This window comes from Bradyrhizobium huanghuaihaiense, assembly GCF_025200885.1.
Lineage (GTDB): Bacteria > Pseudomonadota > Alphaproteobacteria > Rhizobiales > Xanthobacteraceae > Bradyrhizobium > Bradyrhizobium huanghuaihaiense.
Genome location: NZ_CP104172.1, coordinates 3,161,784 through 3,188,562, shown reverse-complemented (window position 1 = coordinate 3,188,562; position 26,779 = coordinate 3,161,784). Strand labels below are relative to the sequence as shown.

The window sequence follows — 26,779 nt, the reverse complement described above, 5'->3', positions numbered from 1 at the left end:
CATCCGCCGCGTGATCTCTTCCAAGATGGGCCCCGGACGGCAGTCTCGCCGAGTTCGGCAAGCAGAATGAAGACCCGCAAAGCCGCAACGTTGTTTGCCGAGTTAGGCCTCGTACGTCCCTGCGGAGGGCATCGCAGAACAACGAATCCCGAAGTGTAGGCACGAAAAAGCTCCGGGCGCGGACGCCCGGAGCTAGTCGAGCGAAGAGTCCTAGTGATAGCCGCCTGCTGTTCCCGGCGTGGTGTCCGGATTATTCCCGTTAATCTGGTTGTCCAGGTACGACAGGACGGTGCCGGTCGTGGCCGATCCGAGGTTGTTGACGATCATCGACCGGCCAACACGCAAGCCAGCCGCGCCACTCTGAGCAATTCCCGTGCCGACGTTCTCGGAGATGTTGCTCGCGTTGACCTGAACATTGGATTGGTTTTGAACGGTGAGACCGACGAAGTTCTTGTGAATGGACGTGTTGACGATCGATCCCCGGGCGCTTCCTGCAGTGGAGTCCACGAAGACGCCGCCACCGGTGGCTGCTCCGCCGTTGTGCGAGATGACGCTGTCGCGGATCAGCAGCATCGAGTTGAAATTTGCCGGCACGAACGAAACTCCCTGTGCACTGCCAGCATTGAAGTTCCTGATGGAGCAGTGGTCGATAACCACTGACGCAGCTTGCAAGACGTTTACCCCTTTGAGCCCTGTGCCGGCACCATCGATATCCAGGCCGCGCAGAACGACATGATCAGTCGCTGCTGCGTTGACATTGATTCCATTTGTGCCGGACGCCAGCACGCCACCGATGACTCCTTCGCAATAGATGGAAATCGCCTTGGTGATTGTCACAGTGCCGAAACCGGCGGAATCGAGACAATTGATTTCACCACCTGCCGCCGTCTTCGAGATCGCTCCGGCAAAGGTCTTGCACGGCGCCGTGCGGCTGCACGGATTGACGTCGTCTCCCACACCAGAAACCCAGGTTCTGGTGGCTTGGGCTTGAGCCGGCTGCGCCGCAATCAAGGGTATGAACAATCCAATGGCAAGGGCGAAGAAGGCAATTCGACGCATTTCAACCTCCGTAATCGCTGACATAGTCAGCCTGTTAGGATGCACGATGATCAACCGGCCGCGCAGCTCGCAGCCGACAACACAAACGCAACTTTCTGCTGGAACCCCGCCGCTGCCGGCGAGCGCAATTTGGCTTAGGCAGCTTCCGATACTGAAATACGCAAATACTACCGTGGGTTAAGAGACGTGAAGGTAAACTCAGTCGAGACGAGCCTCGTCGGCTATTGTGCCGGCGCGCTTGTTGCCTCGCGGCACCCGGCCGTCGATCGTCGCAAATTGTTATCTGATGGATTCATGGGAACGGAGGACCGACTACCGAAGGAGGAAATGGGAAGCTTCAGGCGATAGTGTCACGTCATATAATGTCCTCAGCCCGACAACGATATCGGGAAGCACGCTGTCACCACTCCTGCGATGTCGTGGATCGAGCTACTCAATCGCAGGGTCTTCCAGTGGTCGCACGGGATCGCGGGAGGTTCAACCTTAGCGTGACTTTTTCATTGGCAAGTCTACGTTGTCAATTTTGAATTTTCCTGTCAATCTTTGGAATCCGTCAGCCGAGCATGAAGCCGGTATCGTGGAGGTTGTGGAGAAGGTCAATCAGACTGTGGGTCATAGCCGCGTCCTGATTCCCCGCCGCATCGGCGACAGTCCCCTGCTCTGACGGGATCTGCGCGTTGGCTGGCGCAGGCATGGTGTCCGGCAGCTCAGGCAATGCGGACAGCGTCGTTCCGCCCGCACTCTGATTGAAGACAAAGCTGCCGTCGGAGACCGCGAGCGGCGCTGCGCCCACGACACCGTCCCCATTGAGGTCCTGGTGGAATACCGGCTCGAGCGCCTTCAGGCGGGAGTCCGTTCCAGCTACTTCGGGCGTGAGCGTTGAAACGAAGTTGCCGTTGCTGTCCGTGCTCCAGACCGAGAAATAGCCGGTCGAGGCATTCTTCCATGCGACGTCATAGCCGCCGCCAGAGACCTGCTCGGCGGCAACAGGCGACCAGGCGCCATAATTGCCAGCGATCACCGCCGCCCCGCCATTCTTCAGGACGGGGCCGGTGCCGCCCGCGCTCGGATTAAGGAAGTAGTTATTTGCGCTCAGGATCAGGCTGGTCGTGCCCGCATTCTCGATCGTGGTGCTCGCCAGAGCGTTCGACGCACCGATACTGCCGTCCCCGTTGAGATCCTGATGAAACGACGTCTCCAGCGATACCAGAGAGGCGTCGTTTCCCGCGACCTCCGGCGTCAGCATCGACAGGAAGTTGCCGTTGCTGTCGGTGCTCCAGATCGAGAAATAGCCGGTCGAGGCATTTTTCCAGGCGACGTCGTAACCGCCGCCAGAGACCTGCTCGGCAGCCACCGGCGACCAGGCGCCGTAGTTGCCGGCAATCACCGCCGCCCCGCCGATCTTCAGGAGGGGACCGGTGCCGCCTGCGGTCGGATTGAGATAGTAGTTGCCTGCGCTCAGGACCAGGCTGGTCGTCCCCTGGGCTTCGATGGTGATGATTGCAGCACCGATGTTGCCGTCGCCGTTGAGGTCCTGATGGAACGAGGTCTCCAGCGAAATCAGCCGGGAGTCCGTTCCAGGCACTTCCGGCGTCAACGTCGTCAGGAAGTTGCCGTTGCTGTCGGTGCTCCAGATCGAAAAATAGCCTGTCGAAGAATTCTTCCAGGCGACATCATAACCGCCGCCCGAGACCTGCTCGGCAGCGACGGGTGACCAAGCGCCGTACTTTCCCGCGATCACCGCCGCGCCGCCATTCTTGAGGATGGGACCGGTACCGCCCGCGGTCGGATTGAGCTCGTAGTTTTGGGTGTCGAGAACGAGCGCTGTTACGCCGACGGATTCGAGGGTGACAGGGCCCGTGAGCGTCGAGCTCGCGACCGTTTGATCGGCAAACTGAAAATACTCGACCCCCGTGACCGCATCGGTGCCGTCGAACGAACTGCCGCGCTGGTCGGCGATCGTGAAGGTCTGCGTCGCCGAATTGTATGAGACGACATAGTTGGCCCGGTTGCCCGAATACACCGCCGTGTCCGTGCCGGCTCCGCCGACGATGCTGTCGTTACCGCTGCCGCCGGTGATCGTGTCGTTGCCGGTGCCGCCGTTCAGCGCGTTGGCGATGGCGTTGCCGACGATGGTGTCGTTGCCGGACCCGCCAATGGCGTTGTCGATGTAGGAGCGCGCGTCGTTGTTGTAGAGGTAGGCGTTGTAGACGTTGCCCGAGGCGTAATGGCCGTTGCCGAGATTGGCGAGCTGCGTCGCAGAGAACAGCGATGACGCGCCGGGATTGAGGTTGATGCTCAGGTTGGTCGTGTAGTTCGACAGATCGTAGGTATCGACGCCGCCGCCGTCCCACACCGTTTCGTAGATGCGGTTGGCCGAGCCGCCGGCGCCGCCTCCCGGCGCCAGTTGCCCGACGCCGTTGATGAACTCCTGGCCCGTCGTCGGATTCCAGGTGTAGACCGTGCTGCCGCTCTGGGTCGTGTAGTTCGCGCCGTACATCGTCTGCAGCGCGAGGATATCGTTGGCCATATAGGTCTGCGGATATCCATACGACTCATTGGTGTAGCCGCTGGTCGTCGACGCACCGACATAGCTGCGATAGCTCATGACGGTGTATTCGCTGTCGTCATGCGCGCTCGGCACCGCGACGTTGGCGGGGCCACCCGTCTCCTGGCTGTGCTTGAGGCCGAGGGCATGGCCGAGCTCGTGCAGCGCCGTCGTGAAATAGTAGTTGCCGAGCTTGGCCAGCGAGTAGTTGTATTGGGTCCCGAACCAGATGTCGCCGCCGGACGCATAGTTGCCGGGGTAGTAGGCGTAGGAGGTCGGATTGGCCGACGGGGACTGCGCGATCATGATGTCGGCGCTTCCAGTCCCGTTATACTGGATCGTGGCGTTGGTGTAGCCGAGGATCAGCCCGATCGCGTAGTTGATCGCCGCCTGCATCTGAGTGGGCGCCGAGGCGAAACCCGACGAGGTCGGTTCGCTGCTGCCGCCGCTGTAAGGATTGGAGTAATCGCTGGGCGAATCCGGAAAGCTGTAGCTGATCGTGCCAGTCCATTTATAGCCCGACAGCAGGCCGTCGATCTCGGCGTTGTTGGTGGCACTGATGGAAACCGAGGTAGCCAATGAACTCTCCGAAGCAATGCATCGCGCGCGATTCGCCGCGCAGGGGCATGATTCTAGCTAGAGAGTTATACGTTTGGTTTAATTTGGGCGTCGGGCCCTCAGTCGGGCCGTAACGCCGTGTTAGCCATCAACGTCCGTAATGATACGGAGCAGCGACGGCATTCAGTACCGCGCCTAGCGTGTTCCGTAAAGGAAACTATGAAACTGAGCCCACTTTCGGCCGGCCTGATTGGAGCCTTAATTGGAGCCTTGGCCATGCTCGCCGGGCCGGACCGCCTGCCCATCGGAGAACAGCCTGTCATGGCCTCGAAAGCGAATGCGGACGAAAGCAGCAAGGGGAACACCAAGGGGGGACGCGCCCCCTCCATGCCAATGGCCCGCGATCCTTCCGCGGCGGTGGCTGAGGAATTCGAAGCCGCCCGTCGGACGGGAACGCGGCAGGCGTTCGAGCTCTTCATCGCGCGCCACGGCGATGACCCGCTGGCCGAGCAGGCGCGCGCCGAGCTGAAGCGCCTGTCGCGCTGATCCCTTGCGCGGCGCGACCCGCTGCGTCAGTCCAGCCCCGGCCAGTCCTTGCATTTCGACAGGCGGCATCCGCGTCGCGGCCGTCTTGCCGCCTGACGTTTCGGCACTATGGTGGCTCCGCCATCTGTCCCGGAGCCTTTCAAGATGCCTTTTCCGCATGCCTCGGAAGCCCTGTCGCGCTTCACCGTGCTCGATCTGACACGTGTCCGGTCCGGGCCCACCTGCGTGCGTCAGCTCGCCGACTGGGGCGCCAACGTCATCAAGATCGACGCACTGACCGAGGATGCCGGCGGCGAGCAGCCGGGCGGGCCGCGCCGCGGTTCCGACTTCCAGAATTTGCATCGCAACAAGCGGGCCATGACGCTGAACCTGAAGGACGAGCGCGGGCTCGCCGTGTTCAAGCGCCTCGCCGCCAAGGCCGACGTCGTGGTCGAGAATTTCCGTCCCGACGTGAAGAAGAAGCTCGGCATCGACTATGAAAGCCTCGCCGCGATCAATCCGCGCATCGTCTATGGCAGCATCTCCGGCTTCGGCCAGGACGGCCCCTATCACAAGCGGCCGGGCTTCGATCAGATCGCGCAAGGCATGGGCGGGCTGATGTCGATCACCGGCGCGCCGGGCGAAGGCCCGATGCGGGTCGGCATTCCCGTCGCCGACCTCACGGCGGGCCTGTTCTGCGCCATGGGCATCCTCACCGCGCTGCTCGAGCGCGAGGTCTCGGGCAAGGGCCAGTGGGTGCAGACCTCGCTGCTGCAGGCCCAGATCTTCATGCTCGACTTCCAGGCCGCGCGCTGGCTGATGGAGAAGGAGGTCGCCAAGCAAGCCGGCAACAACCACCCGACCAGCATTCCGACCGGCGTGTTCAAGACCTCGGACGGCTACATCAATATCGCCACGACCGGCGGGCGGATCTGGGAGCGCTGTGCGCAGGCGATCGGCGCGCCGGAGCTCTACAATCATCCCGATTATGCGACGGCCCCCGCCCGCTCCAGGAATCGCGACGCGCTCAACGCAGAGATCGAGAAGCGCACCGTGACGAAGTCGACCGAGACCTGGGTCCGTGAGCTCAACGAGGCCGGCGTGCCCTGCGGGCCGATCTACGCCATCGACCAGATGTTCGAGGACGCGCAGGTCAAGCATCTCGGCATCGCGCAGGACGTGCCGAACGACGAGGGCCGGCCTATACGCCTGGTCGGCCAGCCCGTGACGCTGTCGCGCACGCCGAGCAGGATGGTGGCGCGACCGCCGGAATTCGGCGAGCAGACCGACGAGGTGCTGAAGGAATTCGGCCTCAGTGCGGACGAGATCGCGGATCTGCGTCAGCACAAGGTGGTGTGACAGAGCGGCAGCTCTCACAGCCGCCTTTCCGATCCAGCTCGTCACGACATCACGATCGGCCGGACGCCGACGGCCTTGCGCAAGCGTCTAGATCTTGCGCAAACCGTCGAACCGCGTGTCGACATAGTGGCCAGCAGCATCGACAACCCGGCAAAGCTCTCCGCCGTCATGGTAGAGCAGAACGACCTTGGCGCCCGCTTCGAATTGCCCGGCCGGCGGCCCGCTCGGTAGACCGCGCGAGACGTAGAACGGCTGCGATCTCGCCACCTCGTGGGTGAACTGATTGGGCGGCGGCGAGATCAGGCAGTCCGACGGTATCAATGACGAATCCGGCAGCACGATCGCTTCCGGTCGCTTCATGCCCTCCATGATCCGGCATCCCTGAACTACGCAAGGCTTGGTAGTGCCTTGGCTTTGCAGCGCCTTGGCTTAGCAGCGCCTTGGCTTAGCAGCGCCTTGGCTTAAGTGTCCTCACTCAAGAGCCGAGGCTGTCCTCGGGCAACGTGATCGGAATCCGCCGGAGCACGATGCCTCTTGTGTTGTCGGCCTGCGCTGCAACTATTCCTGCTTCGGCCATATGGAGGTGATTGGGCAGGTGATACGGCTGAGCGGCGTCCATGTTCACCTGATAGCCGAGATCCTGCAGGCTGGCGATCGTCATCCGGCTCATCGGATTGCCGCCTTCATTGACGAAGCCGGTCATCATCTCCGCGCCGAACACAGTGTCGCGCCAATGCGAGTCCACCGTTCCTTCACCGCCCGTGTTTTCGACGGGAACGGGCAGTGGCGCCGCGGAGCCGCGGAGCTTGCCGTATTCGTGCATGGCGTGGGCACCATGGAACGTCGGATTGTGGGAATGGGCGCCTTTCAGCAATTTCTTGTTCGTCCAGATCGTTCCGATGCCGATCACGTGCCCCATCTCGTGCGTGATGACGTCGTTCAGGGTGCCGTCGGCTTCCATGGCGGCGAGGTCGGCCGTGTCGAATTGCATGTCGCCTGTCGCCGGCAGGAACGCGGCGGCCCCGGCATTCTTCGGGCGCAGGCGGCTCGGCCCCGCCTGGCCGAGAACATTGCCGGGCCCGTCGATGTCGGTGCCCTGCGCCGTGATACGGAGATTGTTGATCCTTTCGCCGCCGACCGTGACGTCAGGCAAATCCCCGATGATGGCGTGTGTCCACCGGTTTGCCGCGAGCTTGAAAGCGGCCTTTTGCTTGTCTGTCAGTCCGCCCAGGAAGTGAACCTCGATCGTGTAGCCTCCGGCGGATACGTCCGCGACCGCGTGTGAAATCTCGGCGCCTTTGCGAGTTCGATAGCGTTCAATAGCCATGACATTCTCCAAAAAAATGAGATCAATAAATTTCTATCTACGCTTGTATTGTGATCCCGATTAGCGTCACTGACAAGTGAGAGAAAGCGTCATGGGGTCTGACTGTTCTCATCACAAATGCGCGAAAGCCCGGCGCGGCCGCCGGGCATTCGACTCGCAGGTGCTTCCTGCGAGGACGTCGCTCAGGTGCAGCTGAAGCGGTAGTTAACGCCGAAGCGCAGGATGTTGTCGCTGGCGTGCGAGCGTTAGTTGGCGATCAGTGGTGCACCGCCGAGTGCGATGACAGGCGTCGCGAGCGAGCCAGACACCGTTCCGAGATCGACATCGAGATATTCGAGGTGGGCGCTCCAATCGTCGGCAAAGGCACCGAGCGCGCGTAAGGCACGTGGCAACGATCTCGGCCGACGGAGCAGAAACGACAAAGCCCGGCGCGAGGCCGGGCTTTGCTTCTTGTCGACGCCTTTGTTGATCTCAGTACCTGGCAACCACCGGGCCGCCGAACTGATAGTTGATGCCGGCGCGCAGGATATGGTCGGTGAAGCGCGACGAGGTATTGGCGGCAATCGCGGAAGCCGGCGCGAGCGTGAACGGACCGGCGGAGAAGCGGCCGAGATCCATGTAGAGATATTCGAGCTTTGCGCTCCAGTTCTGGGTGATCTTGCCTTCGACACCAGCGCCGACGGTCCAGCCGACGCGCGTGTCGGAGCTCGAGGCGGTCGAGGCGATCGCGACGCCGGCGGGCGTGAAGCCGGTCATGGTGCCAGTGGTCTTGATCTCGCCGAAGGCCACACCACCGGTGCCGTAGAACAGCACCTTCGGGGTCGCCAGGATACCGACGCGACCGCGCACCGTGCCGAACCACTGGAGCTTCTGGTCGATCGTCAGCGTGGTGCCGGCGAGACCGCCAGCGGGAAGGAAGGTCAGCCCGGGAAGACAGGCACCACCTGCAGGCGCGACGCCGCCGCAGTTGAAGAAGGCGCTGCCCTTTTCACCCGACCATTGCAGGTCGCCCTCGACGCCGAACACCCAGTTGGCGCTCTGCCAGTTGTAACCGGCCTGACCGCCGGCGACGCCGCCGTTCATGTCGAACGACGCGCTGGTGATGGAACCGGCCGGCGGCACGATCACCGCACCGGTCGCCGTGTTGTTGTAGGTGACGTCGGTGCGCGAACGGCCCCAGCTGTAGCCGCCGTTGGCGCCGATGTAGAAGCCGGTCCAACTCCAGACCGGTTCGACCATGACCGGAGCCTTGACATAGGGCTTTGCTGCCAGATCAGCAGCCAGGGCGCCCGTCGCGAACAGCGACATCGCCGCCGCCACCCCAATCACAATCCGCTTCATGGAAAATCCCCCTCAGCACAATTTTGTGAACGAGATATACCCCTCCGCCTGCCCAAAGGCTGTGCCGCGCCAGCAACATCTGGAAATAATCGAGCTTAAGGTAGCGCTGGCGCCGAAACACCACCGCCCCCCTAAATCATTGATTTAGAACAATATTGGTCGACAGCGCTAACGCGATGTCGCGTTAGTCCGCTGCGTCAGTCCGACACGGCCCAGTAGTCCGTCGATGACCGGCCAGAACAGCAGCACGATCGCCAGCGTGGTGATGGAGCCGACCAGGCCGTTCGACCAGAACACCTTGAGATTCCCGCCGGAGCCGATCATCGACAGGCGGAAGGCATCCTCGGCGCGGTTGCCGAGCACGAGCGCCAGCGTGAACGGCGCCAGGGGAATGCCGATCTTCTTGAAGACGTAACCGACGATTCCGAAGCCGAGCATCAGCCAGATGTCGAACATCGCGTTCTGGATGGCGTAGGCGCCGATCGCGCAGGACACCACGATCATCGGCGCCACCGCCGCGAACGGCACGCGCAGGATCGAGGCGAAGATCGGAACCGTCGTCAGCACCAGCACGAGGCCGACGACATTGCCGAGATACATCGAGGCGATCAGGCCCCAGACGAAGTCCTTGTGCTCGACGAACAGCAGCGGGCCTGGATTGAGTCCCCATACCATGAGGCCGCCGAGCAGGATCGCGGCGGTACCTGAGCCGGGAATGCCGAGCGCCAGCATCGGCAGCAGCGCCGAGGTGCCGGAAGCATGCGCCGCCGTCTCAGGCGCGAACACGCCCTCGATGCGGCCCTTGCCAAAACTCTCGGGATCCTTGGCGAAGCGCTTGGCCAGATTGTAGCCCATGAAGGAGGCCGCGATCGCACCGCCCGGCGTGATGCCGAGCCAGCAGCCGATGAAGGAGGAGCGCAGCAGCGTCACCCAATATTTCGGCAGGTCCTTCCAGACGCCGAGCACGACGCGCAGCGAGATGCTCGCCGCATGTCCGCGCAGCGCGAGGCGCTCCTCCATCGTCAGCAGGATCTCGCTGATCCCGAACAGGCCGATGACGGCGACCAGGAAGTTGATGCCGCGAAGCAGCTCGGCCGAGCCGAAGGTCATGCGCAGGTTGCCCGACACCGTGTCCATGCCGACGCCGGCGAGCAGCAGCCCCAGCGACATCGAGATGACCGTCTTGTGCTTGGCTTCGCGCCCGAGCCCGACGAAGGAGCAGAAGGTGAGCAGATAGACCGCGAAGAACTCGGGCGGGCCGAATTTCAGCGCAAAGGACGAGATCATCGGCGCGAGGAAGGTGATCAGGAGCACCGCGACCAGCGAGCCGACGAAGGAGGACGTGAACGCTGCCGTCAGCGCCTCCGCCGCCCTGCCCTGCTGGGCCATCGGATAGCCGTCGAAGGTGGTCGCGACCGACCAGGCTTCACCGGGGATGTTGAACAGGATCGAGGTGATCGCACCGCCGAACAGCGCGCCCCAATAGATGCAGGACAGCATCACGATCGCCGAGGTCGGGTCCATCGTGAAGGTGAGCGGCAGGAGGATGGCGACGCCGTTGGGGCCGCCGAGCCCCGGCAGCACGCCGACGAAGATGCCGAGCACCAGCCCGACCATCATCAGCACGAGCGTCTTCCAGGTGAGCAGGACGGCGAAGCCGTGAAGCAGGAGACCGAGAGCTTCCATCGCGGACCCGCCTAGCGGCCGAAGGCCGCTTCGAGCGGCCCTTTCGGCATGATGACGTCGAAGGCGATGTCGAAGGTGACGAACATGATCGCCGTGAACACGAAAGCGGTGAGCAGCGACTTCCACAAGGCGATCTTGCCGACGAGGCGCATGAAGCCGGCGATCAACAGGAAGCTCGCGACATAGAGGCCGAGGAACTGCATCACCAGGCAGAACAGCAGCGTCGGCACGAACACCGCCATCACGCGGCGCGCCTGGGCGCGGGTGACGAAGGTCTCTGCCGCCTTGCGGTGGGCGACCAGCGCCACGATCAGTCCGTAGAGGCTGCCGCCGCCGAGGATGATGGAGAGATAGAACGGGAAATAGCCGGGCTCGGGCCCTGTCGCATCCCAGGACGCGCCGGTACGCCAATTGTCGTAGCCGAGCGTGACGGCAAGCGTGAGAAGAAGGAGACAGACGATGATCTCGATCGTGCCGGAGGAGACGACGGACGGCGAGTCGTCTTCGGGGGCGGTCGGATCGTCGACGACGATTTCAAGATCGGTTTGGGACATGCTCTGCCAAATCAGGTTGCGCTGTCATCATCCGCGAAAGCGGATGATCCAGTACGCCGTGCAGAAGCCGTCGTTCGTCGAGCTCTGTGCAATACTGGATGCCCCGCCTTCGCGGGGCATGACGTGGAGGATGTGATTACTTCGCGACGAATCCGGCTTCCGTCATCAGCGCCTTGTTGATGGCATCGTCCTCCTCGAGGAATTGCACCATGTCCTTGCCGGTGAGGAAGATCGGCTTCAGCGCCTGCTTCTCCATGTAGTCCTTGTATTCGGCGGTCTGCGTCACCTTGTGGAACAGCTCGACGAAGAACGCCTGCTGCTCGGCCGTGACCTTGCCGGGCAGGAACATCGCGCGCAGCATCAGATACTGCACGTCGACGCCCTGCTCCTTGCAGGTCGGGATGTCGGCCCAGGACTGGGTGTCCGTCACCTTGCTGGTGTAGGAGATGCGCTCCTTGTCGAACACGCAGAGCGGACGCACCTGGCCGGCGCGCCAGACCTCGAGATTTTCACTGGGATTGTTGACGTTGGCTTCGGTGTGGTTGCCGACGAGCTGGGTCGCGGCCTCGCCGCCGGACTTGTAGGGCAGATAGGAGAACTTCGCGCCGGTCTTCTGCTCCAGGAACACGGTGAGCACGTGATCCTCGCGCTTGGAGCCGGTGCCGCCCATCTTGAACGGCGAGCTTGCCGCCTTCGCGGCCTCGATGAATTCCTTCACCGTCTTGGGGCCGGCGCTGTTGTCCCACAGCACGAACTGGTCGAGCGCGATCACCGAGACCGGCGTGAGCTCGCGCCAGTTGAACGGGATCTTCGCCGACAGCGGCAGCATGTAGATCAGCGAATAGGCGATCAGCACCTTGTTCGGGTCGCCCTCGCTGGACTTCATGTACATCAGCGCTTCCGCACCCGATGCGCCGCCCTTGAGCGAGACCACCATGGGCTGCTTCATCAGATTGTTCTTCTGGATCGCGGCCTGCATCATCCGGGCCATCTGATCCGAGGCACCGCCCGCACCCGCCGCCACGACGATCTCGACGGGTTTGGTCGGCTCCCAGCCGGCAAAGGCGGGCGTGCCGCAAAGCGCGGCCGCCAGCGCGATTGCCGCCTTCATTCCATGTCCCACGTGCGTCTTCCCTATGTTCTTGTTCGGATTGGAAATTCAGAGATGAATTCAGCGCCATTGTGCTGGCGAATCCGACCGAGTTCAAGCCACCCCGTGGCATCCCCCGTATGACTTTGGAATGAGACCGGCGCGCCACAAACGACGCGGGCCCCTTCAGGGCCCGCGCCTCAGAAGTTTCGCCGCGGCAGCTGCGGCTTAGACGACCAAGATGTCGTGCTGGCTGAGCAGCACGCCGTTCTGGACGGTAACCAACGCGACCGCCGCGCCCTGGGTCCCGTCGGCGCTGTAGTAGAGCGTCTGGTTGCCGGTGTCGAAATGGAATTGGGAGAAGCCCGAGAACACATCGTCGCCGGACGTCTCGAACGTGACGTCCATTCCCGCCGTCAACCCGCCGCCGAAACCACTCGCGGAGACGGCGATACGGTCGTGCTCGGTGGTGTTGTTGAAATCGCCGATGGTGCTCGGCGCCGACGGCTGCTGGAGGAAGGCGAAGGTGTCGTTGCCAGCGCTGCCGGTCATGGCATTGCCGCTGGCCGTTGCGATCAGGACGTCGTTGCCGCCGCCTCCGCTCATCGTCTCGGTGCCGTTGGTTGCGATCAGGATATCATCACCGCCAGTGCCGGTGAGCGCGGTTGCGCCGGCTGTGTTGTTGATGATGGTCGCGGTTGCAGCGTTGGAGGAGGTCGTCGTCCCGTCGGAGGTCGTGTAGCTGAACGAGCCGCCGAGCGTCGCGTCGTCGGTGAAGAAGGCGTCCCCGAACTGGACGGCACTGCCGCCGGAGCTCGTGGTGATCGTGCCGAGCGAAAGGTGGTCGATGGTGTCGGGGTCGGTGTCGTTCAAGGCGAGGGCCCAGTTGGGAATCTCGACCGTTGCGCTCGCGCCGACATCGGTGATGACAGTCTCGCTCACGGCGGTCGGCGCATCGTTGGTGCCGTTGATGGTGACGGTGACGTCCTGCGTGATCGACCCGCCATTGTTGTCGGTGATCGTCACCAGATAGTCCTGGGTCAGCGTCTGCCCCTGCGCCAGGAACTGGATGTCGGCGTTGTCGACCGTGAAGTGCCAGGCGACGGATCCGGTGCCGCCGGCCTCGCTCACCGGATCGAGGGTGAACGTGCCGACATAACCGCTGCCGTTCGCCAGGAAGCTCGCGCTGTGCGTATCTCCGGTCTCGGCGTCGGAGAACGACAGCGAGCCCGCCGTGGATTCGCTGGCAGGTCCCGTCGCCGGACTGACATTGACGGAATCGAGGATCATGCCGGTGGCATCGTCCTCATAGGAGAACTGCAGCAGCGTCGACGACAGCGAGGCGTCTCCAATGAGATCGAAGGAATAGTGGTTGAGGCCCGACGGCACGTTGGCGAGCGACAGGATGGTTACGCCGTCCCACGAGACCGAGAACGGCGTGTTGACGCCCTCCGGGTCGCCGATGACGTCGAAGCTGACGAAATAATGCTGGCCGGGCGTGGTCGCGACGTTCTGCGACAATGTTTCCGGGCTGCCGCTCGTCGGCAGAAGCTCGACCGAATAGTGACCGAAACTGCCGCCGAACTCGAGCTGCGCGACGTGGATATGGCCTCCGCCGCTCACCGACCAGCCGGCGAGATTGCCGGTCTCGAAATCGCCGTTGACAATGACCGGCGGACCGGCGTCCTCGGTGACCGATCCGCTGACATTGGCGGCGGTGACCTGCGGATTGTCGTCGGCGCCGGCGATATTGAAGGTGAGCGTGGTCGAGGCCTGATGGCCCTGGCCGTCATCGACCGTGAAGGTGAACTGGTCGGTGACGTTGTCGCCGGCGAGCAGCGCGTCGACCGCCGCATTGGCGACATAGCCGTAGGAGCCGTCTGCGTTGAGCACCAGCGTGCCATAGGTGCCGGCCACGGAGTGGCCGACATTGGCGGCGCTGCCGTTGACCTCGGTGATGGTCCGCGGCGTGCTGAGGTCGACCGGCTGGGTCACGTCGAAAATGGCGCCGGTTGCGATTGCCGTGCCGGCATCAGATCCCGCGGTGTCGGATGCTGCGAGGGTCAGTGGTGTCAGAACCAGCGGATCGGCCGCACCGTCAATGGTGACGGTGACGGTCTGGGTCGAATTGGTGAAACCGTCCCAGACGTTGACGTCATACTGCACCGTCAACGTCTCGCCGAGACTGAGGAAGTCGAGATCGGCATCGGCGATGCTGAAGGTCCAGTCGATGCTTCCGGTGCCGGCTCCCGTAGAGTCATGCAGCACCGTGGAAAGCGCCGACTGGAGATCCACCACCGTTTGACCGGGGATGGCAAAACTACCGTTCGACCACACCGCCGAATCCAGCACCACGCTGACCGAATGCGTGTCCGACAGATCGACGTCGTTGAAGCTCAGCGTTCCCGTCGGCACCGGGCTCGTGGTGTCAGGCGATTGCGATCCGGTGACGCCAGGCTGCTCCGACAGCGAAGCGGCCTGCGGCCCGCTCGTGATCACCGGCGCGTCGTTGGCGCCGGTGATGACGACGGAGACCGTCTGTGTCGAGCTGGTCGAGCCGTCGGCGACCTTGATATGGTAGTTCACCGTCAGCGTCTCGTTGGCCGCGAGATAGTCGAGATCCTTGTCGGCAATCGCAAAATTCCAGTCGATGCTTCCCGAGCCTGAGCCCGTGGAATCGTGCAGCACCGTCGTCAGCGCCGCGGCGAGATCGGCCTGCGTCGCCGCCGGTGGTGTCGGTCCGGAGATCGAATCCAGCGTCACCGTCACGGTGTGGGCGTCGCTGGTGTCCTGGTCGGTGAAGGCGAGCGTGCCCGCCGGAATTGTCGGCGTCGTATCGGGCGCGGAAGAACCCGTGGTGGCATCCTGCTCGACGACGGTGGAGGATTCCGGGCCGCTCGTGATGACGACGGGATGATTGACGCCGAGGATGGTGATGGTGACGTCCTGGGTGGTGGAACCACCGTGGCCATCATCGACCGTCACGTGATAGACGAGTTTGAGCGTCTCGCCGCCGTTGAGGAAATTGGTCGAGGCATTGGCCAGCGCAAAATTCCAGTCGACCTCGCCGAACAGATGACCGGTCGAATCCTGCAGCGAGGTGCCGAACGCAGCCAGCAGCTGCGCATTCGTCAGGGGAATCGAGCCGCCGCCCGAACGGGTCGCGGTGACCGTGGTCGAGACCGCGTGCGTGTCGGCGAGATCGATGTCGGTGAAGAGCAGGCTGTCGCCGGCATGGAGGTTGCCGGAGGAATCCAGGTTCTGATCCTCGACGAGCGCGGCCGATTCCGGGCACGACAGGAACAGCGGCCTGTCGTTGGTGCCGACCACGGTCACCGTGACGGTCTGGCTCGAGATTCCGCCGGCGTGGTCATCGAGCTGGACGGTGTAGGTGATGTCGAGATGCTGGCCAGCTGAAAGATAGTCGAAAGCGAGATCGGGCGCCGAGAAGGTGGTGTTGATGGTGCCGGTCGAGGAGCCGGACGTCTTGATGACGTTGTCGACGTGGAAGAACGACATCAGCTCGGCATTGCCGAACGGCCCCGGCAGCAGGCCTGCCGTGGCGCCGGACGCGGACACGCCTGTAACCGTCGCGGTGTGCCCGGTGTTGGCGAGGTCGTCGTCGGTGAAGTTGAGCGCGACGTGAACCGTGTCCGGCGTGAGCGAGAGCGTCTGGTTCGCCTGCTCGGTGACCGTCGCCGCCGTCGTCATGTTGATCACGGGCTTGTCGTCGGTGCCGGTGATGGTGATCTTGACGGTCTGGATCGCGAAGCCGCCGTGATTGTCGGAAACCTTGACGTCGTAGGTCAGGACCAGCGTCTGGTTCTTGGCGAGGAAATCGAAATCCTCGTCCTCGTCGCTGAAGGTCCATTTCAGCTGGCCCGAGCCGTTTGCATCGCTCAGGATCTGCGATTGCATCGCGGTCTGGAACTGCGCAAGCAAGGTGGCAGGGATGACCGTTCCGCCCGACACCACCGCCGAATGCAGCGTCGCGGTGGTCGTATGGGTGTCGGTCTTGTCACTGTCCTTGAAGCTCATCGTCCCCGACAGCGTGTGCAGCGTGGTTGAATCATTGAGGTTGGCGAATTCGGTGAAGCTGCCCGTCGCGGATGACGAGCTGAAAACCGGCGTGTGGTTGGTCATGGAAAATCCCTGCCTGCGTTGCCATGAAGGCGCCGTCGCTTGAGAAAGCGGCGACGTGACTAATCGGTCCGAGAAATCAGACGAGACTCAACGGCTTTGACTCAAAGGCCTTGGTTTAAGGGGGGTGGCTTAAGGGTCTAGGTTCAGGAGCTTTGGCTTGTTCGCGAGGTCGTGCCTGGCGTCGGGATGGTCAGCAGCAATGAAATTCTGGCGCGGCTCGCATGGTCGAAACTACGTCGCTACTTCTACAGTTCGATTTCAGTTCAATGACGTCCGGTTGCAGCACGGTCCGCCGGAACGCTTCCACAATTAACGTCGCTCAATCGACTGGGCCTCAACCACCCGGCCGGACCATCGCCTCGGAAAACGAGACGGTGGAATGCAACCTCTGCGATCTTATGCCCGGGCTCGGCGTGCCGTCAACGTAAACGCGTGGACGCGCGCGTTCACAATCGCGGTTCCGAATGACGGAACCGCCTGTAACGTCTGTGATAATTGGATTTGCGCGGTCGCCTGGTGATGGATTGTCAGCAATCGCTTTGGCTCTGCACGCCGCGCACCTGGCGCAAAAAGCCGAGGGCGCGCGCTACTTACCCTTCCAGACCGGCGCACGCTTGTTGAGGAAGGCGTCCATGCCCTCGCGGAAATCTTCGCTCATATAGGCCTTGAGGATCAGATCCTCGCCTTCCTCGCGCGACAGCGTGCGGCGGATGCGGCGCACCGCTTCCTTGGTCGCCTCCAGCGTGAGCGGCGCGTGGCTGGCGACGAGCTTTGCGGTCTCCTCAGCACGGCGCTGCAGCGTCTCGACGTCGGGCACGACCTCGTTGAGCAGGCCGAGGGCGAGAGCTTCCGGCGCCTCGACCAGGCGCGCCTTGAAGATCAGATCCTTGGTGCGCGCAGGCCCGATCAGCGCGACGACACGGCTGATGTTCGACATCGAGAGACAGTTGCCGAGCGTGCGCGCGATCGGAAAGCCCATCCGCGTCGTCTCGGTGCCGATACGGAGATCGCAGCAGGCCGCGATGCCGGCGCCGCCGCCGGTGCAGGCGCCGGCGATGGCCGCGATCACGGGTACGCGGCACTGCTCGAGCGTGCCGAGCACGCGATCGATCCGCGCCTCGTAGTCGAGCGCGTCCTGCGCGGTCTTGAACGCACGGAACTGGGAAATGTCCGTGCCCGAAGCGAAGGCCTTGTCGCCCGCGCCGGTCAGGATCAGCGCCTTGATCGAGCGGTCGGCGTTGATCTCCTGGCAGATCTCCGCCATGCGATCATACATGGCGAAGGTCATTGCGTTGCGCGCCTGAGGGCGGTTGAAGGTGATCCGCGCGATGCCGTCCGTGACGGAGTAGAGCAGGTCTTCGTTGGTCGTCGTCGGTGCGTTCATCGCGCTATCACCTTCCAAGTTAGTTCAGGCCACCTGAGCCTTGGTCATCGGCACCACGTCGCGTCCCTTCAGGACGTCCATGGCCGCCAGCACGCCACCGCTCCGGTGCGGAATCTTTGCAAGATCCAGGCCCATCTCGACGCCGGCGAGCGTACCCATCAGCATCAGATCGTTGAAATGGCCGATATGCCCGATGCGGAAAACCTTGCCCTTCACCTTGTTCAGGCCGGTGCCGAGCGACATGTCGAAGTTTTCCAGCACGACCTTGCGGAAGGCATCGGCGTCATGGCCTTCGGGCACGCGCACGCCGGTCAGCGCCGGCGAATGCGCGGCGGGATCGATGCACTGCGTCTCCAGGCCCCAGACCTTAGCCGCCGCGCGCGTCGCCGCGCTGTGGCGCTTGTGGCGGGTCCAGACGTTCTCCAGCCCCTCCTCCTCCAGCATCTTCACGGCTTCACGCAGGCCGTAGAGCAGGTTGGTCGCCGGCGTATAGGGGAAGGTGCCGAGCTTGTTGAAGCTGATGACCTCCTGCCAGTCCCAATAGGAGCGCATGCCCGGATTGGCCTTGGCAACGGCGAGCGCCTTCTCCGAGACGGCGTTGAAGCCGAGGCCGGGCGGCAGCATCAGGCCCTTCTGGGAGCCCGCAACCGAGACGTCGATACCCCAGGCGTCGTGCTCATATTCCATCGAGCCGAGGCCGGAGATGGTGTCGACCATCAGCAGCGCCGGATGCTTCGTGCGGTCGAGGATCTTGCGCACCTCCGCCGGCGGCGTGACGCAGCCGGTCGAGGTCTCGTTGTGGACGACGCAGACCGCCTTGATGGCGTGCTGCTTGTCGGCGGCAAGACGCTGCTCGATCTCGGCGAGATCGGCGCCATGGCGCCAGTCGCTCGGGATGAAGTCGACGTCGAGCTTGAACTTGTCGGCGATGCCGCGCCACAGCACGGCGAACTGGCCGGTCTCGCACATCAAAACCTTGTCGCCGGGCGAGAACACATTGACCATCGCCGCTTCCCAGGCGCCGGTGCCGGACGAGGGGAAGATGATCACGGGCTGCTTGGTGCGGAACACGCGCTGCATTGAGGTGAGGACCGCGAAACCGAGCTCGGCGAACTCCGGACCGCGATGATCCAGCGTCGGCATGTCCATCGCCCGCAGCACACGGTCGGGCACGTTGGTCGGTCCTGGAATCTGTAAGAAATGCCTTCCAGTATGCACGGTCATAGGCGTCCTTCCCGGTCTAGCCTTGGTTTTGATGGCCGCCGAATAGCACCATTTGACCGGCTTGTCCCTCTCCTTGAGGCGCTTCCCATGCATAAGCGGCGGACATCCGCCGCCCCTATTCCGCGGCCACCATCTTGCCGGCCGGTCCCCTGCCCTCGACCTCCGCAAACGGCCGTTCCGGGTGCATCAGGAAGGCCGAAAAGCCGCCGAGCAGCAGCAGGCCCATCGACATCAGGAACGGCAGGTACCAGTTGCCGGTCGCATCGATCACGAAGCCCGCGACCAGCGGCGAGACGATGGCCGCGAAGGCCGAGCCGGTGTTCATGATTCCCGAGGCGGTGCCCGAATATTTCGGCGCGATATCCATCGGGATCGACCACATCGGGCCGATCACCAGCTCGGCGCAGAAGAAGCCGGCCGACAGGCACAGCGCGACCAGGGTGATGTCGTGGACGAACAGGATCGGCAGCAGCGAGAGCAGCGCCCCCGTAAACCCTGTTACGGTGACGCTGAGCCGCGCCAGGCGGACATTGCCAGTGCGGTCGAGAATCCTGTCCGAGAGCACGCCGCCGACGCTGTCGCCGACCACGCCGGCGAAGAACACGCCGGAGGCGAACAGCGCCGAGTTCTTGATGTCGAGATTGTAGTTGTTCTTGAAGAACAGCGGCAGCCAGTTGAGGTACAGCCACAGGCACCAGCCGTAGCAGAAATAGGTCAGCGTCACCGGCCACATCCGGCCGAGCAGCGCACCCCAGGGCACGCGCGGCCGCTCGCCGGCCGGGCGCGGCGGCAGCGCCGCGAGCTCGGCCTCGGTGATGGAAGCATGGTCCTTCGGCTCGTTGCGGAAATACCAGACCCAGATCACGCCCCAGATCAGGCTGACGAAGCCGAGCACGACGAAGGCGCCGCGCCAGGTCAGCCACAGGATCAGCAGCGCCACCACCGGCGGCGTCACCGCATTGCCGAGCCGGGCGAAGGAATGCGTCAGCCCTTGCGCAAAGCCGCGGCGGTTGGCCGGGGTCCAATATTGCATCGCGCGTGTTGCAGTGGGGAACGTCGCGCCCTCGCCGAAGCCGAGCGCGAACCGCGCGACGAAGAGTGCAGCAAGACCGTTGACGAAGCCGGTCATGATGGTGGCGACCGCCCAGATCATGCCGCACCAGAACAGCGTCTTGCGCGGTCCGAAATGATCGCCGACCCAGCCGCCGATCACCTGGAACAGCAGGTAAGGATAGGCGAAGGCGGAGAAGACGAGGCCGAGCTGGGTGTTCGACAGGCCCAGCTCCTTCTGGATCTCGCTCGCGGCCGTGCCGATGTTCACCCGGTCGACATAGGTGATGAAATACATCGCGCAGAGCATCGCCAGCACGACATGCGTGGCCTTGAACCGAACCCCCACCTCACCCCTCCCGTATCGCTGTTGTTATGATTGCTGCCCGCCTGTCCCGCGCGATTTAAGTGCCGACCACTTTCAGGTGCGGCGAGGCGTTGCCTTGCGGACGCTGCTCCAAGAGCTTCATCGCGACATCGACGCCACCGGAGCGGTGCGGCACGCCCGCGACCGAGAGGCCCATCTCCACGCCAGTGAGCGCGCCGAGCAAAGTGAGCGCATTGCATTCGCCGAGATGGCCGATACGGAAGACCTTTCCGGCGACCTTCGACAGGCCTGAGCCGAGCGACATGTTGTAATTGTCGAGCACGACTTTCCGGAACGCATCAGCATCATGTCCCGGCGGCATCAGCACGGCGGTCAGCACCGGCGAGAACTCTGAAGGCTCCTGGCAGAGCACTTCGAGACCCCAATGATTGACGGCGGCGCGGGTTGCGGCGGCAAGCCGCTGATGCCTGGCGAAGACGTTGGCGAGCCCCTCCTCGAGCAGCATCGCGATCGCCTCGCGCAGGCCGTAGAGCAGATTGGTCGCCGGCGTGTAGGGGAAGAAGCCTTTTGCGTTGGGCTTGAGCATCTCCTCCCAGTCGAAATAGGAGCGCGGCATCTTGTTGGTCTTGGACGCAGCCAAGGCCTTCTCCGAGATCGCGTTGAAGCCGAGCCCAGGTGGCAGCATGAAACCCTTCTGCGAGCAGCTAACGCTGACGTCGACCTTCCATTCGTCGTGGCGATAGTCGACCGAGCCGAGCGAGGAGATGGTGTCGACCATCAGCAGCGCCGGATGCGACGCGCGGTCGATCGCGGCGCGGATCTCGGCGATGCGGCTGGTCGCGCCGGTCGAGGTCTCGTTATGCACGACCATGACTGCCTTGATCGTGCGCGCCTTGTCCTCGGTAAGCTTTGCTTCGATCACCGCGGGATCGGCGCCGCGGCGCCAGTCGCCCGGGACGAAATCGACCTCGATGCCGAAGCGGCCGGCCATCTGACGCCACAGGGTGGCGAAATGGCCTGTCTCGACCATCAGCACCTTGTCGCCCGGCGACAGCGTGTTGACGATCGCGGCCTCCCAGGCGCCGGTCCCCGACGACGGGAAAATGATGACCGGGCCCTTGGTCTGAAAAATCTTCTGGCTGCCTTCGAGCACGACGCGGCCGAGCTCGCCGAACTCCGCGCTGCGGTGGTCGATCACGGGCATGTCCATGGCGCGCAGGACACGCTCGGGAACCGGGCTCGGGCCCGGAATCTGAAGGAAATGGCGTCCCTGGTGCATGAAAACCTCCCTGTCGGCGGGTTCTGGCCGGCTCTGTTGGCTATTTTGCATTCATTTTTTGTCCTTTCAATCGAAATTTGGTATTCGATTGTGGACGTCGACGCGACCTAACGGGCAAACTACTGTGCTGCAAATGAAATCCACGATTCCCGACACCGGGGTTCCGATCACCCCGCCCGCCGGCAATGGCGGCGACCGCCAGGAAAACCGTCACGAGGCCTCGCTTCATGGCGAGATCCTGCTGCGGCTGCGCGACTACGTGGTCGAAGGCAACATTCCGGAGGGCGCGCGCGTTCCCGAGCGGCAGCTCTGCGAGATGCTCGGCATCTCCCGCACACCCTTGCGCGAGGCGCTGAAAGTGCTCGCGGCCGAGGGGTTGATCGAACTATTGCCCAACCGCGGCGCACGCGTGCGCCAGCTCAGCCAGCGCGACCTCGAAGAGCTGTTCGACGTCATGGCGGGACTGGAAAGCCTGGCCGGGCGGCTCGCCTGCGAAGCCATTACAGATGAGGAAATCAGCGCGATCGAGCAACTGCATTACGAGATGTACGGCCACTACCTGCACCGCGACATGCACGGCTATTTCCAGACCAACCAGCGCATCCACGAGAGCATCGTCGCGGCCGCGCGCAACGAGACGCTGAAGACCGCCTACGCCAACTTCGCCGGCCGCATTCGCCGCGTCCGCTACTCCGCCAATTTCGCCCGCAAGCGGCAGCGCTGGGCGGAAGCGATGCGCGAGCACGAGGCTATCCTCGATGCTCTGCGTCGCCGCGCCGGCAGCGAGCTCAGCGACATCCTGTTCCAGCACCTGCGCAACAAGCGGACGGCGGCGATCGAGCACCTGACCGAGCCTCAAGAGGACGCACCGGCAGCGCCTTGAGGGCGACCGGCTTGCTCATTTTGCATTCATAATATAATCGGTCTGGAACCATAATGAATAACTCAGCAAGGCTGAGCCTCGCTGAGGCAGTCCGGGATCAGGGATGACAAACGCCTCCTCGCTCGAACGGCGCCTGCGGTCGGAATTGACCGGCGACGTCCTGTTCGACCCCTTCAGCCGCGGCCGCTACGCCACCGACGCCTCGTTCTACCAGATCATGCCATCAGGCGTGGTGGTCCCGAAGACCATGGACGAGGCCTTGAGGGCGCTGGCGATCGCCCGCGACGAAGGCCTGAAGGTCACCCCGCGCGGCGGCGGCACCTCGCAATGCGGCCAGACCGTCAATGACGGCCTGGTGGTGGATCTCTCCAAGCATCTCAACAGCATCCTGTCGCTCGACGTCGAGGGCCGGACCTGCGTGGTCGAGCCCGGCATCGTGCTCGACGACCTCAACCGGCAGCTCAAAAAGCACGGCCTGTGGTTTCCGGTCGACGTTTCCACGGCCTCGCGCGCCACCATCGGCGGCATGGCCGGCAACAATTCCTGCGGCGGCCGCTCGCTTCGCTACGGGACCATGCGCGACAACACGCTGTCGATGGAGGCATCGCTCGCCGACGGCACACTGAGCCGCTTCGGCGAGGTCTCGCGCGACCTCTCTGACGTCGATGTGCCCGACAGCACCCGCGCCCTGTTCCGCGACATGCTCGATCTCGGCACGCGCGAGGCCGACGAGATCGCGGCGCGCTTTCCCAAAGTGCAGCGCCGCGTCGGCGGCTACAATCTCGATGCGCTGGTGCCGCGCAACGCACCGAACAACATGGCGCATCTCTTGGTCGGCTCGGAAGGCACCCTCGCCTTCACCACCAAGGTCGAGCTGAAGCTGTGGCCTGTGATCCGCGACAAGGCGCTGGGCGTCTGCCATTTCGGCAGTTTCTACGAGGCGATGGATGCGGCACAGCATCTGGTCAAGCTGAAGCCGATCGCGGTCGAGCTGGTCGACCGCACCATGATCGCGCTGGGCCGCGACATCGCGATGTTCCGCCCGATCATCTCCGCTGCGATCAAGGGCGATCCCGATGCCGTGCTGGTGGTCGAGTTCGCTGAGGAGGACCAGGCCGACAATCTCGTCCGTCTCAAGCAGCTCGGCGAGCTGATGGGCGACCTCGGCTTCGGCTGGAATAACGGGACGCGCAAATGGGGCGGCGTGGTCGAGATCACCGAGCCGGCACTGCAGAGCGGCATCGCCGATTTCCGCGCCGCCGGCCTCAACGTCATGATGTCGATGAAGCAGGAGGGCAAGCCGGTCTCCTTCGTCGAGGATTGCGCCGTTCCGCTGCCGCATCTCGCCGACTACACCGCTCGGCTGAACGCGGTGTTCGCAAAACACGGCACCAGCGGCACGATGTACGCCCATGCCTCCGAGGGCTGCCTGCATGTGCGCCCCGTTCTGAACCTGAAGCTGGAAAAGGACGTCAAGGCGATGCGCGCCATCGCCGAAGAGGCCTTCGCGCTGGTCCGCGAATACAAAGGCTCGCATTCCGGCGAGCATGGCGACGGCCTGGTGCGCTCCGAATTCCACGAGACCATGTTCGGCGAGCGCTTGGTTGCCGACTTCAGGGAGGTGAAACAGCGCTTCGATCCCGCCGGCGTCCTCAATCCCGGCAAGATCGTCGATGCGCCCAAAATGGACGACCGCTCGCTGTTCCGCTTCAAGCCCGGTTATCGAGTCGGCGAGCTGAAGACCAGGCTCGACTGGTCGGCTTATCCCGGCGCCGGCGGCGGTTTCCAGGGTGCGGTCGAGATGTGCAACAACAACGGCGCCTGCCGCAAGCTCGAGGGCGGCGTGATGTGCCCCTCCTACCGCGCCACGCGCAACGAGAAGGATGTCACGCGGGGACGCGCCAACACGCTGCGCCTCGCGATCTCCGGCCAGCTCGGCCCCGACGCGCTCGCCTCCGACGAGATGATGGAGACACTCAAACTCTGCGTCTCCTGCAAGGCTTGCCGCCACGAATGCCCGACCGGCGTCGACATGGCCAAGATGAAGATCGAGGTGCTCGCGGCGCGCGCCGCCAGCCACGGCTTGAGCTTGCGCGACCGCCTTGTCGGCTACCTGCCGCGCTATGCCGGCCTTGCGGCGCGCTTCGCGCCGCTCGCCAACTTGCGCAACCACAGTCCACTGCTGCGAAAGCTGTTCGAGCGCTTTGCCGGCATCAGCGCGCGCCGGGCGCTGCCCGCCTTCCGCAGCGATGTGTTCGTGCCGCCAGCTGACAGCGTCGGCCCGGAGAGCGGCCGCGAGGTCGTGCTGTTCACCGATACCTTCAACCGCATCTATGAGCGCGAGAATCTCGACGCCGCGCTCCGCGTGCTCGCGGCCGGCGGCTATCGCGTGCACCTGCCGAAGCCTGCGAGCGGCAGCCGGCCGCTGTGCTGCGGCCGCACGTTCCTCTCGGCTGGGCTCGTCAACGAAGCCAAAGCAGAGCTCGACCGGCTGGTCTCCGCCTTCGCGCCATACGCGGCGCGCGGCGTGCCGATCGTCGGCCTCGAGCCGAGCTGCCTCTTGACGCTGCGCGACGAGCTCGCATCGCTGCGCAAGGACAACGACGCCAAGGCCGTCGGCGCACACGCCCTCACCTTCGAAGAGTTTCTGGTGCGCGAGGCCGAGGCCGGACGGCTGCAACTGCCGCTCGGCAACGTTGCCGACAAGGCCGTGGTGCACGGCCATTGCCATCAAAAGTCCTTCGGCGCCTTCAAGCCGGTCGAGCAGGTGCTGCGCCTCGTCCCCGGCCTCAAGGTCGAGACCATCGAGTCGAGCTGCTGCGGCATGGCCGGCGCCTTCGGCTATGGTGCAGACACCTACGATGCCTCGATCGAGATGGCCGAGCTCTCGCTGCTGCCCGCCGTGCGGCGCGCGGAGCCGAGCACGCTGGTCGTCGCCGACGGCACCTCCTGCCGCCACCAGATCCACGACGGCACGAAGCGCGAGGCGCTTCACGTCGCGCGCGTGCTGGCGATGAGCCTCGATCGCGCTGAAACCAATTCCACTCCCGTTACAAAGGAACCAAGCCATGGCTGAACTCACCCTCGACACCGCCCGCAATATCCTCGACGCCGCCTTCGCAAAATCCACCGAGCTGAAGCTCAAGCCCCTCGTCGTCACCATTCTGGACGCGCGCGGCGTGCTCAAGATCGCGGCGGCGCAGGACGGCACCAGCCTGATGCGCGCCGAGATCGCCCACGGCAAGGCCTATGGCGCGCTCGCGATGGGCATGGGCTCGCGCGCGCTGTTCCAGCGCGCGCAGGAGCAGGCCTATTTCATCGATGCCGTGAACACGATCGCCAAGGGCGCCTTGGTACCGGTCCCCGGCGGCGTGCTGATCATGGACGGCACGACCCTGCTCGGTGCCGTCGGCGTGTCCGGCGACACCTCCGACAATGACGAGGCCTGCGCGCTGGCAGGCATCCAGGCGGCGGGACTGAAGGCCAACGCGGGGTAGAAACTCTCCCGTAGCCCGGATGGAGCGTAGCGTAATCCGGGACCTTCGCGCCTCCAGCAAGATTCCCGGATTGCGCTTCGCTCCATCCGGGCTACAAGATCGTTCGCGGCCTCTTCATCTCCCCGTCCAGACCGGCTTGCGCTTCTCGCTGAACGCCTTCAGCCCTTCCTTGGCGTCCTCGGTCATCGCGAGCAGCGCGATCTGGCTTTCGGTGTAGGCGATGCTCTCGTCGAACGACATCGAGGCAATGGCGCGCATGGCGTATTTGCCGCGGCGGATCGCGGTCGGGGATTTGTCGACGATGCGGCCGATCAGCCAATCGACCTTGGAGTCGAGCTCGGCCGTGGGCACGACGTAGTTAAGGAGGCCCGCTCCTTGCGCCGTCTTCGCATCGAACGGCTCGCCGGTGAGCGCCCATTCGTTGACGAGCCGGGGCGGCGCGATGCTCTGCAGCAGGCTCAGCACCTGCATCGGGAACACGCCGACCTTCACCTCGGGCAGGCCGAAGATGACGTGATCGGCGGCAACCGCCATGTCGGTCATGCACAAGAGGCCCATGCCGCCGGCCATGCAGACGCCGCCAACCCGCGCAATCGCCGGCTTGGTCGCGTTCTGCGACAGGCGCAGCAGATCGGCATAGTCGACATTTGGTTTGGAATGATCCATCGCGAAGGCCGCGCCGGAGTTCTGCAGGTCCGCGCCCGCACAGAACGCCTTGTCGCCCGCGCCCGTCAGCACGATGACGCGGACGTCCTTGTCCTCATGCGCGTCGCGATAGCCTTTGCTGATGCCGGCGATCACGTCGCCGTTCAGCGCGTTGCGCTTCTCCGGACGGTTGATGGTGATCCAGAGCGCCTGCCCGCGCTTTTCGGTGACGACGGCTGTGGTGTCGGTCATGGCACGCTCGCTTCCTTGCTCCCGTTTGCCGCCATTTGCGGCAGCTC

At 63.9% G+C, this 26,779-nt stretch carries 20 protein-coding genes; 5 read left to right on the top strand and 15 right to left on the bottom strand.

Annotated elements, in window-relative coordinates; translation table 11 throughout:
• Positions 1–210: 210 nt before the first annotated feature.
• The gene (locus tag N2603_RS15055) at positions 211–1,059 is read right to left on the bottom strand and encodes a right-handed parallel beta-helix repeat-containing protein (RefSeq protein WP_260389422.1); all 849 of its coding nucleotides are present in this window, start codon (positions 1,057–1,059) and stop codon (positions 211–213) included.
• Positions 1,060–1,612: 553 nt separating this feature from the next.
• Positions 1,613–4,186: a M10 family metallopeptidase C-terminal domain-containing protein gene (locus tag N2603_RS15050; protein WP_260389421.1), complete on the bottom strand. Its 2,574-nt coding sequence runs from the start codon at positions 4,184–4,186 to the stop codon at positions 1,613–1,615.
• A gap of 198 nt (positions 4,187–4,384) precedes the next feature.
• Here N2603_RS15050 and N2603_RS15045 point away from each other — a divergent pair, with 198 nt between their 5' ends.
• Positions 4,385–4,711: a hypothetical protein gene (locus N2603_RS15045; protein ID WP_260389420.1), complete on the top strand. Its 327-nt coding sequence runs from the start codon at positions 4,385–4,387 to the stop codon at positions 4,709–4,711.
• Between the two features lie 144 nt (positions 4,712–4,855).
• Entirely contained in the window at positions 4,856–6,049 is a 1,194-nt protein-coding gene (locus N2603_RS15040) for a CaiB/BaiF CoA transferase family protein (protein WP_026312028.1), read from the top strand.
• Between the two features lie 87 nt (positions 6,050–6,136).
• On the opposite strand, the gene N2603_RS15035 is transcribed toward N2603_RS15040, so the two are convergent.
• The 12 genes from N2603_RS15035 to N2603_RS14980 form a co-directional block, all read right to left on the bottom strand.
• Positions 6,137–6,418 (bottom strand): hypothetical protein, encoded by a 282-nt coding sequence (locus N2603_RS15035; RefSeq protein ID WP_260389419.1) that lies wholly within the window; start codon positions 6,416–6,418, stop codon positions 6,137–6,139.
• Positions 6,419–6,524: 106 nt separating this feature from the next.
• The gene (locus tag N2603_RS15030; RefSeq protein WP_260389418.1) at positions 6,525–7,376 is read right to left on the bottom strand and encodes a leishmanolysin-related zinc metalloendopeptidase; all 852 of its coding nucleotides are present in this window, start codon (positions 7,374–7,376) and stop codon (positions 6,525–6,527) included.
• 245 nt (positions 7,377–7,621) lie between these two features.
• On the bottom strand, positions 7,622–7,768 hold the full coding sequence (locus N2603_RS15025; RefSeq protein ID WP_260389417.1) for a hypothetical protein: 147 nt from the start codon (positions 7,766–7,768) through the stop codon (positions 7,622–7,624).
• Between the two features lie 79 nt (positions 7,769–7,847).
• Positions 7,848–8,717, bottom strand: a complete 870-nt coding sequence (locus tag N2603_RS15020; protein WP_026312027.1) for an outer membrane protein — start codon at positions 8,715–8,717, stop codon at positions 7,848–7,850.
• Positions 8,718–8,885: 168 nt separating this feature from the next.
• Complete coding sequence (locus N2603_RS15015; RefSeq protein WP_145831973.1) at positions 8,886–10,403, bottom strand: tripartite tricarboxylate transporter permease; 1,518 nt, start codon at positions 10,401–10,403, stop codon at positions 8,886–8,888.
• 11 nt (positions 10,404–10,414) lie between these two features.
• The gene (locus N2603_RS15010) at positions 10,415–10,957 is read right to left on the bottom strand and encodes a tripartite tricarboxylate transporter TctB family protein (protein ID WP_018643180.1); all 543 of its coding nucleotides are present in this window, start codon (positions 10,955–10,957) and stop codon (positions 10,415–10,417) included.
• A gap of 136 nt (positions 10,958–11,093) precedes the next feature.
• Complete coding sequence (locus N2603_RS15005) at positions 11,094–12,068, bottom strand: Bug family tripartite tricarboxylate transporter substrate binding protein (protein ID WP_026312026.1); 975 nt, start codon at positions 12,066–12,068, stop codon at positions 11,094–11,096.
• 207 nt (positions 12,069–12,275) lie between these two features.
• Complete coding sequence (locus N2603_RS15000; RefSeq protein ID WP_260389416.1) at positions 12,276–16,190, bottom strand: beta strand repeat-containing protein; 3,915 nt, start codon at positions 16,188–16,190, stop codon at positions 12,276–12,278.
• Between the two features lie 586 nt (positions 16,191–16,776).
• Positions 16,777–17,574, bottom strand: coding sequence for an enoyl-CoA hydratase/isomerase family protein (locus N2603_RS14995; RefSeq protein ID WP_260389415.1), 798 nt, complete (start codon positions 17,572–17,574; stop codon positions 16,777–16,779).
• Positions 17,575–17,598: 24 nt separating this feature from the next.
• On the bottom strand, positions 17,599–18,798 hold the full coding sequence (locus tag N2603_RS14990; protein ID WP_260389414.1) for a pyridoxal-phosphate-dependent aminotransferase family protein: 1,200 nt from the start codon (positions 18,796–18,798) through the stop codon (positions 17,599–17,601).
• Positions 18,799–18,913: 115 nt separating this feature from the next.
• A complete protein-coding gene (locus tag N2603_RS14985; RefSeq protein ID WP_260389413.1) occupies positions 18,914–20,197 on the bottom strand; it encodes an MFS transporter in 1,284 nt (427 codons plus the stop codon).
• A 55-nt stretch (positions 20,198–20,252) separates the two neighbouring features.
• Complete coding sequence (locus N2603_RS14980) at positions 20,253–21,455, bottom strand: pyridoxal-phosphate-dependent aminotransferase family protein (RefSeq protein ID WP_425248986.1); 1,203 nt, start codon at positions 21,453–21,455, stop codon at positions 20,253–20,255.
• Between the two features lie 133 nt (positions 21,456–21,588).
• Between N2603_RS14980 and N2603_RS14975 the strand changes: the two genes are divergently transcribed.
• The 3 genes from N2603_RS14975 to N2603_RS14965 all read left to right on the top strand — a co-directional run bounded on the left by N2603_RS14975 (position 21,589) and on the right by N2603_RS14965 (position 25,835).
• The gene (locus N2603_RS14975) at positions 21,589–22,338 is read left to right on the top strand and encodes a GntR family transcriptional regulator (protein ID WP_260389411.1); all 750 of its coding nucleotides are present in this window, start codon (positions 21,589–21,591) and stop codon (positions 22,336–22,338) included.
• 103 nt (positions 22,339–22,441) lie between these two features.
• Positions 22,442–25,414, top strand: coding sequence for an FAD-binding and (Fe-S)-binding domain-containing protein (locus tag N2603_RS14970; protein WP_260389410.1), 2,973 nt, complete (start codon positions 22,442–22,444; stop codon positions 25,412–25,414).
• Positions 25,407–25,835 carry a GlcG/HbpS family heme-binding protein gene (locus N2603_RS14965; RefSeq protein WP_260389409.1) on the top strand — a complete coding sequence of 143 codons (429 nt, stop codon included), beginning with the start codon at positions 25,407–25,409 and terminating at the stop codon, positions 25,833–25,835. The genes N2603_RS14970 and N2603_RS14965 overlap by 8 nt, the downstream gene beginning before the upstream one ends.
• Before the next feature lie 114 nt (positions 25,836–25,949).
• Here the strand turns inward: N2603_RS14965 and N2603_RS14960 are convergent, their stop codons facing one another.
• Positions 25,950–26,732, bottom strand: coding sequence for an enoyl-CoA hydratase/isomerase family protein (locus N2603_RS14960; RefSeq protein ID WP_260389408.1), 783 nt, complete (start codon positions 26,730–26,732; stop codon positions 25,950–25,952).
• Between the last annotated feature and the right edge of the window lie 47 nt (positions 26,733–26,779).

Coding starts and splice junctions, on each gene's coding strand:
- N2603_RS15055 (WP_260389422.1), bottom strand. CDS start 1,059: ATGCGTCGAATTGCCTTCTTCGCCCTTGCCATTGGATTGTTCATACCC.
- N2603_RS15045 (WP_260389420.1), top strand. CDS start 4,385: ATGAAACTGAGCCCACTTTCGGCCGGCCTGATTGGAGCCTTAATTGGA.
- N2603_RS15040 (WP_026312028.1), top strand. CDS start 4,856: ATGCCTTTTCCGCATGCCTCGGAAGCCCTGTCGCGCTTCACCGTGCTC.
- N2603_RS15035 (WP_260389419.1), bottom strand. CDS start 6,418: ATGGAGGGCATGAAGCGACCGGAAGCGATCGTGCTGCCGGATTCGTCA.
- N2603_RS15030 (WP_260389418.1), bottom strand. CDS start 7,376: ATGGCTATTGAACGCTATCGAACTCGCAAAGGCGCCGAGATTTCACAC.
- N2603_RS15020 (WP_026312027.1), bottom strand. CDS start 8,717: ATGAAGCGGATTGTGATTGGGGTGGCGGCGGCGATGTCGCTGTTCGCG.
- N2603_RS15015 (WP_145831973.1), bottom strand. CDS start 10,403: ATGGAAGCTCTCGGTCTCCTGCTTCACGGCTTCGCCGTCCTGCTCACC.
- N2603_RS15010 (WP_018643180.1), bottom strand. CDS start 10,957: ATGTCCCAAACCGATCTTGAAATCGTCGTCGACGATCCGACCGCCCCC.
- N2603_RS15005 (WP_026312026.1), bottom strand. CDS start 12,068: ATGAAGGCGGCAATCGCGCTGGCGGCCGCGCTTTGCGGCACGCCCGCC.
- N2603_RS15000 (WP_260389416.1), bottom strand. CDS start 16,190: ATGACCAACCACACGCCGGTTTTCAGCTCGTCATCCGCGACGGGCAGC.
- N2603_RS14995 (WP_260389415.1), bottom strand. CDS start 17,574: ATGAACGCACCGACGACGACCAACGAAGACCTGCTCTACTCCGTCACG.
- N2603_RS14990 (WP_260389414.1), bottom strand. CDS start 18,798: ATGACCGTGCATACTGGAAGGCATTTCTTACAGATTCCAGGACCGACC.
- N2603_RS14980 (WP_425248986.1), bottom strand. CDS start 21,455: ATGCACCAGGGACGCCATTTCCTTCAGATTCCGGGCCCGAGCCCGGTT.
- N2603_RS14975 (WP_260389411.1), top strand. CDS start 21,589: ATGAAATCCACGATTCCCGACACCGGGGTTCCGATCACCCCGCCCGCC.
- N2603_RS14970 (WP_260389410.1), top strand. CDS start 22,442: ATGACAAACGCCTCCTCGCTCGAACGGCGCCTGCGGTCGGAATTGACC.
- N2603_RS14965 (WP_260389409.1), top strand. CDS start 25,407: ATGGCTGAACTCACCCTCGACACCGCCCGCAATATCCTCGACGCCGCC.
- N2603_RS14960 (WP_260389408.1), bottom strand. CDS start 26,732: ATGACCGACACCACAGCCGTCGTCACCGAAAAGCGCGGGCAGGCGCTC.